A 15,336-nucleotide genomic window follows, 5' to 3' on the forward strand; every position below is an offset into this window, starting at 1 on the left:
CCGGGAGTACCGTTTGATTTAGGTATGGATATCAGGAATTTATTTGAGGTGTCGGGGCACCAACGTTTGTGTTGGTGACGGTCCCGGGTTGCATGGGCTCAGCCCCGCTCTGCATGGGCCTAGCCCCGCGCTGCATGGGCCCAGCCCCGCGCGGGTCAGGAGAAGCTAAATTTTTTAACTTGGAATTATCGTTAAAGCTTGTAGCTGATCGTGAATTGACGGGGGTATATTCAAGCAAATTATTTTGGTGATTTCTGGGGCGACTGGTCTTGGGAATCAATTTACCCAAGCCTTCTGGTTGTGCTGGCAGGATTCGGTGCTCATTTTTAAAATTGGCTACTAGCTTGTCATGCGCTTTTTGGTTATTGCTGGAAAAACCCGTCCTAGATTGAGAGCTTGTAAAGTTCTTACTTTGTTTAAATGTTTTAGTAATATAGGTGGCAGTCATTGCTGCGCCAATAAAGCTAACCACGGCACCACTAATGCTTAATGCCTTGGAAAGCTCAGGGTCTTTCTGTTCTAGACTCTTGCCTGCGACCTGCAAGCCCAAGCCAACAGTTTGGACACCGATACCCCCCCAGGCGAGGCCAGTCGAAGCCGTTAGAGGAGCGCCCCATGGCGCGGCGATGAGTGATATCAAGAGAATTGCGCTGAAGACACCTATTCCTATCCACCTCAATTTGCCTCCCAGATCGTCTTCTGAATCCTGGCGATCAGGCGCCCCATCGCCATTGACCGGGCTGGCTTTATGCCCGGTAGGGTCGCGCCACCTGACCGGGTTACCCAGGGCATACCGGTAGGGGTTCACCCCTGCTTCTTCTGGTGCCATCGAGTCGGGGCTTTGGAAGCACATCAATTCGTCGTTCTTGACGCGGTAGCTACCGAGCATGTAGCCACCCAGGGCCTGCTCGCGGACCTCGCCATTGAATGCCAGCAGGCAGTGCATGCCGTTGGTGTCGGGGCGTACGCCATAGGCGCTGTAACTGGCATTGCGGGTCTTTTCATGGTCGACCTCGGTGACGATGCTGCCGGCGTTGTCGGTCAGCAGCAGCAGCGGGTCGTCCGGCGCGTCCGAGCGTTGCACTGCCAGGGTGTGCGTGTCACCCAGCAGGTATTGAGTCAACAGGTCGCCTTCTTTTGTGGCGTCCAGGCGATGGCCCTCGTAACGGCGCTGCACCACGCGGGTGCCGCCGTGCACACTGGCCAGCAACTGGTCATGGCCGTCGTACAGGTACTTGAGCTGTTCGCTGCCCTTGTCGTCCAGCACGCGTTCCAGGCGCCCCCGCACGTCGTATTCCAGTGTGTGCCCCTGCTCGTTGTTGAGCATGTTGCCGCGCGTGTCGTAGGTGAAGGCTTGTTTGGTCGGGTAGTCCTTGTGGGTGTGGGTCACCTCGGTCAGCTGGAAGCTGTCGTCGGTGGCATAGCTGAAGCGTGCAATGTCTTTCGTGCCATCGGCAAACTCTGTCACGCAGTGATCGAGGTTGTCCAGGGCGTCGAAGGCAAAGGACTGCGAGCAGATCGAGCGGCCCTTGCGGTTGCGCGGCAGTTCTTTCCTGCGTTCGCCGTTCGGGTCTTCTTTGTCCCAGTCACCCTCGTATCGGTGAATCTCTAGCCGGTCGAGCTTGTCATACTCGAACAGTTCCCGGCTCAGGAACGCAGCCTCATCCTTGTCATCACCGTTGTAGAGGGTGCGTGATTGCAGGGTCGTGCCGTCCAGCCACTTCAGCACCAGCATCCGCTGCTGGTCAGGGGTCTGCAGCGTGCGCCGGTGTTCGCGGCCCAGGTCGTCGTAGGTCTGGGTGATGCGCACAAAGCGCGTTTCAGGCGCGCGGGTGTCGCAGGTGGTGGTGGTTTCCAGCTGGCCCAGGCTGTTGTAGGTGAGCACGGCCTGCAGGTGGCCCTGGGTGACGGTGGCAAGCCGCCCAAGCGCGTCATACCCATACCGGCAGGCGACGCCGTCGCTGTGCTTGCGGTAGCACAGGCGCCCTTGCAGGGAGTGCTGGTTGTGAATGTCATACTGCTGCGCATCGGTGCCGTGCCAGTACTCCCGGGCCAGGTACCCTTGGTCGGTGTAGGTGTAGGCGCGGCCACCGTTGGGGTTGTCGGCGCGGACCACTTCAGCACTGGTGGGGCGGAATGCGAATTCGGCTTCGTTGGCGGCGAGCGGCTTTGGCGCATCCTCGACTGTGACGGTGACCTTGGTGGGCTGCACGGTCAGGGCCGGCTTGTACTCGCAGCGTTCGACGTACTTGCTCTTGTCGTTGCGCGCCGGGTCGGTGTTGCTGATGGTGCGTGACTCCATCAGGTCGGTCGGGCCTTTGTACTGGTAGGTCTCCAGGCGCGGGCCGACCTTCAGGGTGGACAGGCGTTCGAGGCCGTCGAAAGTGCGAATGCACGCCGGCCGTGCCGGTGCGCCGCTGAGGTCGCGCACTTCCAGCCGGGTGGTCAGTTCGGCCGTGCTGCGTTCGTCGAAGATGCGCGTCAGCACGCTGCCATCGGGGCGTACGGTTTCGAACAGGCGCGCCCAGTGGTCGTATTTGAACTCGGTGATGCGCGGATCGAGGTTGAACTCGGGCGCGAAGCGGCGTGTTTCCTTCACGGCCTGGCCCAGGCCATCGTAGAGGTACTCGGTGCGGTCGACCTCGACCGGCCTGGCCCCTTCCTCGGCGTCGGCGGGCAGGTGCAGGTAGTATTCGTGGACCGGTTTGTCGAAGCGGTTGTATTCCACCACTTTGTGGTCCTGCTTGATGCCCGGCTGGTCAGGGCGCTCCTGCCACTGCTCGATGATGTTGCCGTCGGCACCGAAAGGCGAGAAGCGGGTGACGAGTTTGACCTTGTCCGGTAGCAGCACCTGGCAGCGTTGCCCCCAGGCATCGTAGCTGAAGTGGCTGGGCAGCTCGATGACCTGCTCGTCGTCGCTGTCGCTGTCGGGGGCTGCGGGCACGTACTCGAACTCGGTCTCGCTGGCGACACGGCCGAGGGTGTCGTAGGTTTTTTCCTTGACCTTGCGGGTGATCCAGGTCTCCGACTCAGGGTCGTCCAGCTTGCGCAGGGTGCGCTCTTCACGCACAGGGCGGTTGAGCCCGTCATGGTAGGTGCGGGTGATGACATCGTTGACGTCCACGGCCTCGGCGTACCACAGGGTGCGCTGGTTTTCCGTGACCCTGCCATAGCGATAGCTGCGTTCGGCGGGGTACTCGGGGTCCACCACGCTTTCGCCGAGTGGCCGGTTGACGGGGTCATAGGCATACCGGGTCTTCACACCATTGTTGTCTTGCACTTCGATGAACTGACCGCGCAAGGTGTCAAAAAGCGTGGTGGTGGTTCTCTCGAGCGTGCCGCCATGGGGCTTGAAGGTGGCCTTGGTGCGCAGGCAGGTCAGTCGGCCGCTGTCATCCTCCCTCTTCTTATAATGGAATTCGGTTCGCGACTGGGTCTTGCCCAGCTTGGTTATCTTGTAATCGAGACGCCCATGCAGGAACACATCATCGGGCCTGTTCAGGTAGGCGAACTCTTCGCGACGCAGCAGCATTTCGTGCTCATCGATGACCTCGAATTCTTCTACGCTGTCGGCCACCAGCCATACCTTCTCCTGCTGGCGTGCCCGTGACGTGTTCAGCACGGGCAAGGCGCGGTAGGTGTAGCGCGTACGCAGGATCTTGCCCGGCTCGGCGGCGCCCTCGGCGGGGTAGACGGTGACGCTCTTGAGGTTGCGCTTGAAGCCATTCGGGTCGGGCGGGCAGCCCTCGGCGCCAGCGGCAGGGTAAAACTCGCGTTCCATGCGCATGCCGTTGACGAGGCGTTCGGATACGAGGTTGCCGTCGGTGTCATATACGGTGTCAACAGAGATGTCACGGTAATTCGGGGTGCCCGTTTGCGTCCAGGTCGTGGTCATCTTGCTGGGCAATTGCACGCGCACATCCTGGTCGGCGAAGCTGCCCGGCCGGTCGTGGTACTTCATGGTGGTGGTCTGGATGCAACCGTCTTGGTCACGGACCTGCTCGGTCATCAGGTGGAAGCGGTTGAAGGTGTGTTTGACGGTGTACGATACCTCGCCGTCCAGGTAGTGGCTGACCGTGGTGTAGTAGTTGTATTGGTCGCCGGTGAACTTGTAGAGCTGGTCCTGGTTGTAGTTTTCGTCCCAGACCACGCCAGGGGCGTCGAAACCCAGGAAGTTTGTGTCGCTGTAGGCGTAAGTGGTCTTGATTGCGCTGGTTTCATCCCGTGGATCGGAAAGTTTCCGGTGCTCGATCACATAAGGCAGATAGTAATTCACGCCGGGGTAGCGATGGCCGGTGTCCTTGTACTTGATGTATTCCACCCCCCCGCAGGGTTGGCTGAGCCGCTCGAGAAAGCGCATGTCACCCACTGCCTTGTACTGGAATGACCAGTCGAACAGGTCGTTGACGGGCATGGACAGTGTGCGCAATTCATCGCCGTCGAGTCTCAGGGTGAATTGTTTGTGTTTTTCGGTGCCTTTATGGACATGCAGATGCACCTCGTGGTTGCCTTGGAAGTCAACGGTGAGCAGTTGCTGCTTTTGGTCATCCGTGATGGAGAGCAGCCGGCCTTGCTTGTCGTCATAGGCCAAGGTCATGCCAATGCCGCTAAGGGTTTCGAACCGCGTGGGCAGAAATATATTGCCATCGGCCTTGAGGGGTTCGAGGATTTCGACCAGGCCATTGGTGTGATCGATGCGAAACTGCGGCTTGTCGCGGGTACCCGTGTTCTTGAAGGTGAAGCCTGCGAACATCTGTTCATGCAGGATGGCCATTTCCCCCGGGCCTTGGTCGGCTACTTCGAAACTCTCGCCGGTGTGCACACTCAGCACGTGGTTGTTCAGGTCATAACGGCTCAGCTTGAAATCCCAGCTGATACCGAAGCCGATATTGGCTGTGCGCAGTCCGCTGGACCCAAGGTCCACCGGCACTTCGGGGCCTTGGCCGAGGTTGGGGTTGAGTTTTGGCAGTTGGAGGGTGAAACCGTAGAGGCCGGTGCGTGGGTCGACATCTCCATGGGTTGCACTTGCATAGTTGAATGCATTGGATTGCAGGGTCATGATGGTTCTCCATGAGCGGGCACCGAGGCTGTCGAGTGCGCAATTGACGTTTTCGAAGGCGCAGAAATTTTGACAACTACTTCACCTAGCGAATCAGGGTTTGCGGTCGTTTCAGACTTGTCGAGAACCAGAATGCCAAGGCCGGTGCGTATGAACGTATCCTTGGCATTGCGATTGACATATTGATCGATGTCGGCTTTGTCCAATTCTGCGGGTGCATGCGTGGTCTTCAAGGTTATCCACCACTTTGGTTTGCCATCCACATACTCTTTTGAGTTCCAGGTAATGGTGGCTGCGGATGGAATGTCGATCATATGTATCTTGCGTGCTTTTAAACCATCTGCCGCCAACCTGACCGTTACATCACTGCCTGCGGGCGGTACGCTCAGGGATCGGTAATCATCATCTTTGTCATAGATTGTGATAATACCGCCGGTCTTGTCCGTACTGGCCTGTATCGATTTCATAAGCACTCCTTCAGGGCGCTGAGGTGAATAAGCTTGCGGCTGCTGCCTTCGCAGACTAGAGAAACTGATCGAGTTCGGCACCTGGCAAAATTGATAGGTGGCATGAGCTCGCGGCGGTAGGCCGTCAAGCGCTACCGGCGCCTCAGGGACCTGGTATTTCTGCTAGTTGTTAGGCGTCTGGATTGAACTTATAACTGGCTTTCATCAATTCAGTTACGCGCTGGCAGCGATGTGATCCACGCGAGCGCTATGGCGAGGAAGCGGTTATGAATCAAAGCCTTGACGATCTCGAAGAGCCTTCTATTCCGTTACGTAATGACAGGAAAGAGATCGACCTTGAGTTGTTGGGTGAGGACCCCTTGGAAACCTATATCAAGTACACTGGTATGGCGAGTGGCGATAGAGTCGATACCACTTGGTGGGGCATCAATGATGAAGGCAGGGCTTTCGATGATGGGGGTAGTTTTATAGTTGCGGATACCGACCTCACGAACGGGTTAATGGTGCAGATTGGCAACGCTGCCGTTAAAGCGGCCGACGGTGGTGTGGCGTTTTATTCTTATCGAGTGAATGGCGGCCAGGAATCACTTCGTGCTTTTTCGTACATTGGATTAAGGGCTGCGGAGGGTGCGGAAGGGCTGCCAGTAGTTCTCGCCGTTGAATCGCACGGTTTGATTATAAAGCCTCGAGATCTGGCTGCTGCAGGCGTGGCCTTTATTGTTGCTCCTTACCAGGCCCTGAAAATAGGTGACACCATTACGTTCACCTTTAAGGGTTTTGATGGATCTGGCGTACCAGAAAAGCCTATTTACCAGAAGCTAACGGTGACCAAGGAACACCTGGCCAGCAAACCTTTGAAGTTTATGGTCGGCCGGGGCGGGTTTAATATTATCGACCCTGGCTATGCCGAAGTGGCTTATGAAGTCGATTTTGGTGATGGGAAGAAGGTCGAGTCCCCCGTGCAGACGCTTACTATCGACTCTAATGCAGCCTTGCCTGGATATTTGCCTGAACCCGTTATCGTCGGGCATGTGCCGGGTGAAAAGTTGAACCCTGGCAACTTTAGAAGTGGCTTGACGGTTACCGTAGAGGGTTATCCTGGCATGGCGATTTCGGATCGCGTCACTTTGCTTTGGCGGAGCTCTGTACGAGATTTCTTGCAGACCGTACGCGTGGATGCCAGCACTCAAATTGTAGGCGATGTTGAGTTTCATATCCCCTTTGATTACCTGCTCGAGAATCAGGGGTTGAACGTCAAACTCTCCTGCCTTTTTGGTCGCAAGGGTGCCGGGCAGCGCTCGAAGGAGTTGAACATAAGCGTAGATGCGCTACGCAAATTGTCTGCGCCGATGGTCAAGGATACTACCGCTGACGGACAGAGTAGCGGCACGTTGTCAGCCGAAGACGCAACAGGCGGAGCGTGGGTGGAGCTTCCGGATGTGTTATTGCCAGGTGAACGGGCGGAGGTCGAATGGCGCGGTTGGCCTGGATACGGCAGGTATATGGCCGAGAAGCCTGAAGGTAGTAATCCGCAGCGTTTCTACATTCCGGCTCAATATGTGCCAGCGAACATGGGGCGCGGCGCGGTGGATGAAAGCCGCCGTTTCGAGGTGGTGTACTGGATATTTGGCGAAGGTGAACCGGTTGAGTCCGAACCCTATCACTTGCGCATCAAACCTATTCCTCTCGGTCTGTATTCGCAAATTGACTGTGATCAAGTGGAGAAAGGGGAGTTGTCATTGAGGGCAGTACCCGCTGATGGCGCCGATCTTGTACTGCCTAAATGGCCTTATGCTCGCGAAGGCAATTTAATTGATCTGTCCATCACGGGTGTGACCTCAACCGGTCCCCTGAAAGAAGTTATTCGCGATGCATCAGAGCCTGTTACTGAGGTTGAAGCGAGAGACGGCGTCCAGGCGAAACTGGACAGGAAGATACTTGAGCGGTTGCAGTTGGCTGAAAAGTTTACGCTGCATGCCTATCTGAGCTTTGATGGTGGAGAACATTATATATACATTTCTTCCCTGGATCCTGCGCTAATGCCGTAATGGAGTGGTTGATGAGGCATGAACTGATGCCGAGTCGTGAATGCGAATATCCATGAACCGAGGAATATATCATGCCTAGACCGAGCATGGAGCAATTTAAAGCTTATCTGAAAGCCAAGCCGCGTACTTATGATTGGGGGGCTTTGTTGGTATATGACCGCTTTAAGGCCAATAGGCTGTTGGCTCATGAGCATATAGAGAATCTGGATCTCGGGAAATGGATTCCGCTGATCAACTTTGAAAAAGATATCGACGGGGTGATTACAAGGGTCAGCAATCTGCAATTGGACAGGCCGATACTGTCTTTTGTGAATTCCAATTTGGGTGTTTCTCGAGCCCGATTGAGCATGAAAGTAATTGATGGTCTTATTACACAAGTGCGCCGACAAGCGGGGAGTGCTGAGGATACGCTGGTCAGCTATGCGCGGGTTGACCTTCTGAGTGCGCCTTCGGTTTACATGGATATATACCTGCAGGAAACTGGTGGTGGTAACGTGAACGAAGAGGGACGCGTGACGTTTGATCTATCGTTGGGCAACAGCTACAAGTTTAATGTTACATCATGGGAAGACTTGAATGAAAAGCTGGGCGAGGCTATTCGCGACGAGTTTAAAAGTTGGGATGATAAAGACAAGGTGTGGGAGCTTAATGTTCTTAAGCCAGTGCAGGGTCAATTGAACCCAACCTCCTTCGAGGTGCGTACGCACTCGTTGGCCAGAGCGGAACAGATTACCAATGCAACGCTGGAAGAAAAAGAGGAAGGTGCCGTTATTGTAGGGGTGGCTTTTGATGGTGCGCAAGGAGGGGCGCTACCAATGAAGGATGAGGCGATGCCTTATTTGTTACCAAGCCCCGAAAATGAAGCCGATCCAGATTACTCAATGAATTTGATATATTCTCATGAGGTCTGGTTGAAAGATATTTTGTCCGAAATGGTTGAGGGGTTTACATCGCTGCAAAACCTTGAGGTCGTGCGTAACCCTGACGGTTTCTATGGGACTTTAACTGCAGATCTAAAGGTCGTGCTCCCTGCAGGTGTAGATGACAAACGTAGAGACTATGGAGATTCGTTCTCCGTTGATGAATTTAAGTGGCCGGAGTTGACTTTTTTTTCAACGTTTACAATTCAGCATAGAGATGAAATGCTAAGTGTCGGTTGGGAAGGCGGCGCTGGTCCGGGAAAATTCACCGTGACGTTCGTGGAGCACAACGGGATGAAGGTGATGCGCCCCAGTGGGCAGGTGACAGCAAGATTTAAAGGCGGTGTGCAGTTCAGGTTGGCTTCAGAACCCTCCAGGATTGGGGAAGTTGATATCAGCGCTTTGCCGACAACGATTTCTTCTGAAGCAAGTTTTTCAGGTTCTGAGTGGAGTTATTTTGATAAGTATTGTGACATTGCGGCTAAAGATTACCTCCTGCCGCGTGTCGAGGCAGAGGTTGAAAAATTTACTAAACAATTCCAGTCGTTTTCTGGTATGAGCATTCCATTCAACTTGCTGCGCCTCAATGGCTTGCTTTTCCGTGGCTCGGATGTCGCCACCCCACGTACCCTACTGCTCCCAAGTGAACTTTCACTGTTGGGTGATCTTGCACCGAGAGTGACGACTTTCTCCATCGAGCCGCTGGAAGCTGTTATTGTTGCAGGCGTCGGTAGTACTCAGACATTTAAGCTCGAACCCGCAATGGAAGGTACAGTAGTATGGGATGTTAAACCATTGAGTGGTGAATCAGGCGAGGTTGGAGGCATCGATAACGGTATCTATTCTCCTCCTCCTGTCGAATCGATCGACGGTGCCTACAAGCGTGTCATCGTTACAGCTACTGTCTCCGGCAGCACAAGTAGCGCACTGGTTACCGTTGTACCGAATAGTGTCTCAGTGCACCCCTATATCAAAATTGCAAATTATGCCACGGGGGAACCCGGTAGACCCGTACCACGCTATGTTTTCACGGGCGGTGATATTGACCACGCACTGACCTGGAGTATGGTCAATGGCAGTAAGGGCACGATACGCCTACCCGAGGAATCTGATAATGACTTGGCTCTTCCCGAGGGTCAGGATTTTCGAATTTATGTTTCGCCCTCCTATTTGCCAGGTAAGGAGGGCGAGATAGAGGAACTTATTCAACTGGATAGGGTGCAAGTCTCGGCTGGCGGAGTGAAGCAGTGGATCGATGTCATCATACCTTGGGCGATTGCCCCTGCGAATGTGAAGTCTACACCCGTTGAAGATGGTTTGAAGTTGGTGATCGCCGCTGGGTCGAAGGAACTTCCGACAAAAGATACCAAATGGGGAGTCCTTTTGGGTACAGGCGAAATAGATCCCGAAACCGGTATTTATAGCCCCGGTCCCTCCGAGGGCCCCTACATCATTGTTGCCGGGCGCGACAAGCTTGGGCACTTCTTCCCGACCTGGGGTTACGCAATCTTGCTTCTGCCCACTGCCGCAAAGCGTGCGGTTGATTCCGGCACTCAGGGCATAGAGGAGATGTGATCATGAGCGTCAATACCAAGCAAACGTTGCTCAAAGAACTCGCCCAAGGCTCAGTCGCTTATGAATGGGGTGCGATCCTGGCGCTCGGGCGGGATACGGTCAATGCCATGCTTCAGGAAAAATTCCTCGAACGTCTAGCCGGGTTGGAGTTCATACCTCCGATCAGCGGAGAGTATTACGTTGATGGAGATTGGACCGAGCAGGTGGCCTTTGATGGCTTGATGTTTGGTCCTCCGTCCCTGTCCTTTGAATACGCTTCAGGTAAGTCCAACACTGTTCGTGTGCAAATGGAATTGATTGCCGGGCGTTGCACGAGCAGGTCGATGTTCCCCGGTGAGCAAAAGTACTTGCGTAATAGCCATCAGCTTTCTCAAGGCCTCGGCTATTGGCTGGAGTTTACGACTGGTTTGGTAAGTGTCCCTATCGACGGGGCAGGGGGCAGGCAGGCGCAACTGGCACTTGATTTAAGCAAGGCAAAAGATCCAACCTGTAATCTTGCCCCGGGTGCGGCAGAGCGTATGGGACGGTTCATGCTGGAGCAGTTGCTGAAAACTGAGGCATTCAAACAACCCTTTGTGTTCTTGACTATTTCGCCAACTAGCAACGATGCTTTCACGGTTGTTGATATGATGCCTATTAGCCAAAAGGCCCCGGACGGCGCCGGCACTGGCAGTTTACCCCATACCGATGGTGCTGTAGTTCTGTACATGCAACTGAAAGGTACTGAGCGACCTGGTTTGATTCCGACGGCGATGCCCTACCTATTGCCACGCAAGGTTGACCATATCGCTGAAAATTCAGGCGCAGCCCTTTTGATCGGCAGGCTGAGAAGCCAGATAGGGACCAAGCCCATTAGCCGGCTACTGTCGCAGATTATTCTCCCTGGCGGCTCTGTTATTGATATTACCGAAGAGCATTATCCTCACGATATGATCGGCTTTGGTGAAAGCCGGCCAAGCACCAGCATGGCTTTGCTTTCCCCGGGCCTGAGTACCATCGCAGCGGGCCAACGCGTTGCGTTTACGAGCAACAATGTGCAGGTGTATGACTGGCAGGCGCGCGAGCTCAGATCACCCAGACTGGCAGGGGCGATTTCCGAGAGTGGAGTCTATGAAGCAAGGCCGATCGAGGAAGCAGGTAGCCCTCAGCGTGTGACTATCGTGACAGCGAAGGTGTCCCAGGCGGCTGATGCCGCAACGCGGGCAGCTTTGGTAATCGAATCTGCAGAACCGCTGACGATTTCGCCGCGCGTGATTACGTGGTATTCAAATTATGAGCCTGTCGTATTGCGCGCATCAGCAAGCAGCGGGCTCACGTGGACGCTGCTACCTACAAACGGTGAAACGTTCGGTGACATGCAGTATGACCCTGAACATCCGCAAGAAATGACGTTCACGCCCAGGAAGCAGGATACTCCGTTCGTGCGTTTACAGCGTATAGAAGTCAGCGACGGTACTAACACGGGCCATGCCACGGTGGTGCTGTTTGGGGAAGGGCACAGGTTGGATGTTGAGCCGTTCCCTGTTCCGCGTATATCACCAGGGGCTTCCCTTGCGTTCAAGCAAAAATATCCCACAGAGAAATGGGAGCTATTCGGCCCCGGCGAAATTGACAGTGAAAAGGGGATATACACGGCACCCGCAGCAACCAACCAAGAAGTGAGTGTCGTTGTGGGTTATGTTGGGGAGTTGGCCGGAGCGGCAGTGATCGAGCATCTGACACCTGCTCCGGCACAGGCCTTGTCGCTTGCAGATCGCTGGAAATCGCTTCTTGAATTCAAGCTGAGTCGCAATAATTTGTCTCGAAACCAGGTCTTTGCCAATGGTATCGGCCAAGTTGGCATAGACATTGTCATCACCACCCACAGCTTCACCAACGGGGATAGCGAGGTGGTCTACGACCCGATCAGTGATGAAGAATTGGCAACCCTGGTTCTCACGGACGGTATAGGCAGCAGGGTCCCCTATTTGACAGGGGACCAATTAGGTATCCCAGAAGATAGCCCCTATGCCTGGATGGCCTCCAAGCGGCGCCACAAGCAATTCGACTATTACCCGGTTGGCCAGGTCGATGAGATGGAGCGAGCGCCCGGTGATGATGCGGGCAGGCGCAAGGTTACGGTGTATGTGCATTCACGCGAAGTGGAAACGGCCAGGTTCAGGGCTACGTTCCAGGACTATCGAGGTTTCTGGCATAAATCGATAGATGAAGGGGAGGAGACGGGCGAAATTCAGTTAGAGGGCATGAAGCTGCCGGAGAGAAGCCTGGAGTATTTCCGTTGGCCAGAAATGGGTAAGCGCGTAGCCGAGCAGGGAGGCTCGGATTATGAAGGCGATCGCTTCAACTACTGGCACTCAACGACCGATTATTGGGAGTTGTCCGGTAACTCTATCAGTTTCGTGGATGTGGCGTTCGACTCCTGCTCGATGCTCAAGTGGGAGTCGGAGCAGCTTGATGAGACCTTCGCCAGCTATACCGGGGTAGCATTCAAGCCGCGCCGTCCGGAAGAGGCCACTGATTTACTACCAGGCGTGAATTACCAAGCTGAATTGCAATTGCTGACTCGGGAGCCTGAGGTTAATTTTACAAGTCTCGACTATGGTTTCAAAGGCCAGGAGGAGGTTACTTCGGGGGCAATACTGGTGACATTGGACCGCACCTCAAGCTTAACGTTTTGGGGCGACTGGAGAGAAACGAATTACCGTCAGGTACTGAAAGACGCGATAAAGTTCACCATAACAGATAACTACGGAAACAAGCACAAGCTAAGGTTGCTGTTTTCCGGTGAACAGGATGCGCGCAATTATCTTGAGCTTAAATTGCAATAATATAACCATGGTCACCGTCATGGAGCACGCCGAGAAGTGTAAAGGACTCGCCATTGTGCAATGCATCCGCTAGGTCAGCTGCGCTGCGGATGAGGCTGCGAAGCAGCGGTGCTGGGTTCAACGGGCCGCGGAGGAGGGGCTGCATTGCAGCCCCTTTTTATTGCGTAGACGAAAAGCGCAAATGCTTCGATACCTGGTAAAAATGCTAGTTGTCAGGGGTTGGTATTGCCGTTTAATTTTTGCCTGGACAGTTTTTGTTCCAGCCTTCCACAGAAGAGAGACCATCATGATTGGCTTCGATAAAGGTTACGCGTTATCTGAAATGGTGCGCCGTGAGTATCGACGTTTGATCGCGGCATGGCAAACCCGTCGTTCTCCAGAATTTCATTCAAGTTTGCAGGATCTGATCATCGACGATGACATGCTGGCTGATAAAGACCGCGGCCTGGTGTACAGCAAGTACTTGAAAGACGAGGATTTTGTCTTGAAGGTGCCAGGCTGGATTTTTTCCGATAGGGATACGCTGCGCATCGAGCATTCGCGTGACAATAAGGTCTGGACAGTGCTTCATGAAGAAGTTGTCGAATATTTCAGTAAACCCATTGATCTTCCTTATCCCGTCTCGCTCGATAAAAGCAAGGATCAGATGGGGTTGGAGGGGACTCATTATTTCAGGACCTGGATCAAAAACGATGCCGAGGATTTTTCATATTCTGATTCTCTGGAACTGATTTTTGATCGTATCCCGCCATACGATCATGCCCCTCCAGCCAAGTTTCCAGGTATTCCAGTGGTGACCGATGCGTCCTTGGCCACCGCGGGTGGCAAAGTCACACTTGCGTTGCCCAACTATACGGATTTTGAGCCGGGTGATTGCGTCATTGTGTACTGGATGAACCATATACCAGAAGATTTCGAAGACGTTGACCTACCAGTCGCGAAAGTGCCGATTGCTGGCGCCAATCAGTTGGTGGACATTCCAGAGGCTGCCGTTCGCGCCGTGGGTGATGGCGGCGTGTTCGTGCTATACGTATTGGTCGACCGGGCAGGTAACGTCAGTGAAATGTCCATCTACACCAGCGTGGCGGTGGCACTTGGCACGCTCCCCGCTGTTTTTGATGATCCCATTGTACCGCTTGCCACGGATCTGGATGATTACCTGATCGACCAGGCAGACGCCGCTTTGGGCATTGAGGTCTGGGTGCCGCTGTACGAAGGCCAGAAGGCTACCGACTTTGTCGTCATCACATGGGGAAAAACGGAATTGCCGCCTGAAACGGTTGGATCTGCACCTGGTGACTATATCCGGGTTCTTGTGCCCGCTGATGTGTTGTTGAAAGAGTATGGCTCGGGGCCAGGCGAAGTGCCTACCAAGGTCAGCTATACACTGCTGCGGGGTACCCACCCGTTGGGCGGTGCTGAAACGGATATCAAGGTCAATTTTGAAACCCTGGATCCGGGCGGTCCAGATCCGAGTTGGCCACTGCCTATTCATCCGGGCTTGAAAAAACCAGTTATCACCGGACAGGGCAGTGAAAAAGTCAATGAACTGGATACTGATGACACCGATCTGGACGCATATCTGAATTTTGAGCTCTACAGTTTTGCTATTGAAAATGATGAGCTGACATTCTATTGGGGAGGCGATCCCGCCGTAACTTACACGGTAAAAGATACCGATAAGCCTGGTGCTGATATCAGGGTAGAGGTACCTTGGGACAATATTCTCAAAGTCGGTAACGCCCCCGCTGTGCCTGTGGACTATGAGGCCAGGCGAGCCGGCGTGCATAACCCGGTACGTTCTGGGATCACCACGGTCAAGGTCGAGGCTATTATCATTGAGCCGGAAGCCGCAACGTTTGATCACCTGAACGGTGGACTGGTCAACTGCGCCAGTATTAAAGCAACGGCATCACATACTGAGGGGCCTGCGGTAGAAGTACTGATTCCCGATCTTAGCGAGTATTTGAAATATGGTGCTTTTTCGGAAGTGAGGGTCAGATGGTGGGTGTACCGTGGGCGCAGTGACGAGCAAGGCTTCGAAATTATCGATGAAGTAACGCTTGAAGAAGATATTTCGTTAGATGATTATCCCATCACTGGCTTTACCTACCGTATTCCCTTTGATACACATGTGCTTCCTACTTACGATGGTTCCAGTGACGTTAATTTCATCCGTTCAAGGGCAAATTTCACATATACGATTCTAAGGGATGACGGTGACTTCCTTTCCGCCGAGGCCAAGGTAACGCTTGCTTTCGTTACGCCTGCGGGCACCTGCGATCCTTACGGGCGTGTTGACCCGTAATCGGGCAGGTAGCGCGTTGTGCAACATCAGTTTTTTCTCAGATATTTGTAGGAATTTTCCTATGCCTTGGTGTCTTTCTTCCCTGTAGCTTGACTGCCATTGGTGCTGACCTTGGCGTTCCCTGTGTTCGC

Annotated in this window: 6 protein-coding genes; 4 read left to right on the plus strand and 2 right to left on the minus strand. The window is 54.2% G+C overall.

Features of this window, described 5'->3' with window-relative positions; translation table 11 throughout:
* Nucleotides 1-31 precede the first annotated feature (31 nt).
* Both CAF92_RS24120 and CAF92_RS24125 read right to left on the minus strand, forming a co-directional pair.
* Entirely contained in the window at nt 32-4,930 is a 4,899-nt protein-coding gene (locus CAF92_RS24120; RefSeq protein WP_158090610.1) for an RHS repeat domain-containing protein, read from the minus strand.
* Between the two features lie 125 nt (nt 4,931-5,055).
* Nucleotides 5,056-5,526, minus strand: coding sequence for a hypothetical protein (locus CAF92_RS24125; protein ID WP_085602134.1), 471 nt, complete (start codon nt 5,524-5,526; stop codon nt 5,056-5,058).
* Between the two features lie 266 nt (nt 5,527-5,792).
* On the opposite strand from CAF92_RS24125, the gene CAF92_RS24130 reads away from it, so the two are divergent.
* The 4 genes from CAF92_RS24130 to CAF92_RS24145 all read left to right on the plus strand — a co-directional run bounded on the left by CAF92_RS24130 (nt 5,793) and on the right by CAF92_RS24145 (nt 15,205).
* Nucleotides 5,793-7,574, plus strand: a complete 1,782-nt coding sequence (locus CAF92_RS24130) for a hypothetical protein (protein ID WP_085602135.1) — start codon at nt 5,793-5,795, stop codon at nt 7,572-7,574.
* A 71-nt stretch (nt 7,575-7,645) separates the two neighbouring features.
* Nucleotides 7,646-10,069 (plus strand): hypothetical protein, encoded by a 2,424-nt coding sequence (locus tag CAF92_RS24135; protein WP_085602136.1) that lies wholly within the window; start codon nt 7,646-7,648, stop codon nt 10,067-10,069.
* A gap of 2 nt (nt 10,070-10,071) precedes the next feature.
* A complete protein-coding gene (locus tag CAF92_RS24140) occupies nt 10,072-12,897 on the plus strand; it encodes a hypothetical protein (protein ID WP_085602137.1) in 2,826 nt (941 codons plus the stop codon).
* A gap of 286 nt (nt 12,898-13,183) precedes the next feature.
* The gene (locus CAF92_RS24145) at nt 13,184-15,205 is read left to right on the plus strand and encodes a hypothetical protein (protein ID WP_085602138.1); all 2,022 of its coding nucleotides are present in this window, start codon (nt 13,184-13,186) and stop codon (nt 15,203-15,205) included.
* Nucleotides 15,206-15,336: the final 131 nt, after the last annotated feature.

It is taken from the genome of Pseudomonas sp. B10(2017), from assembly GCF_002113295.1.
Lineage (GTDB): Bacteria > Pseudomonadota > Gammaproteobacteria > Pseudomonadales > Pseudomonadaceae > Aquipseudomonas > Aquipseudomonas pudica.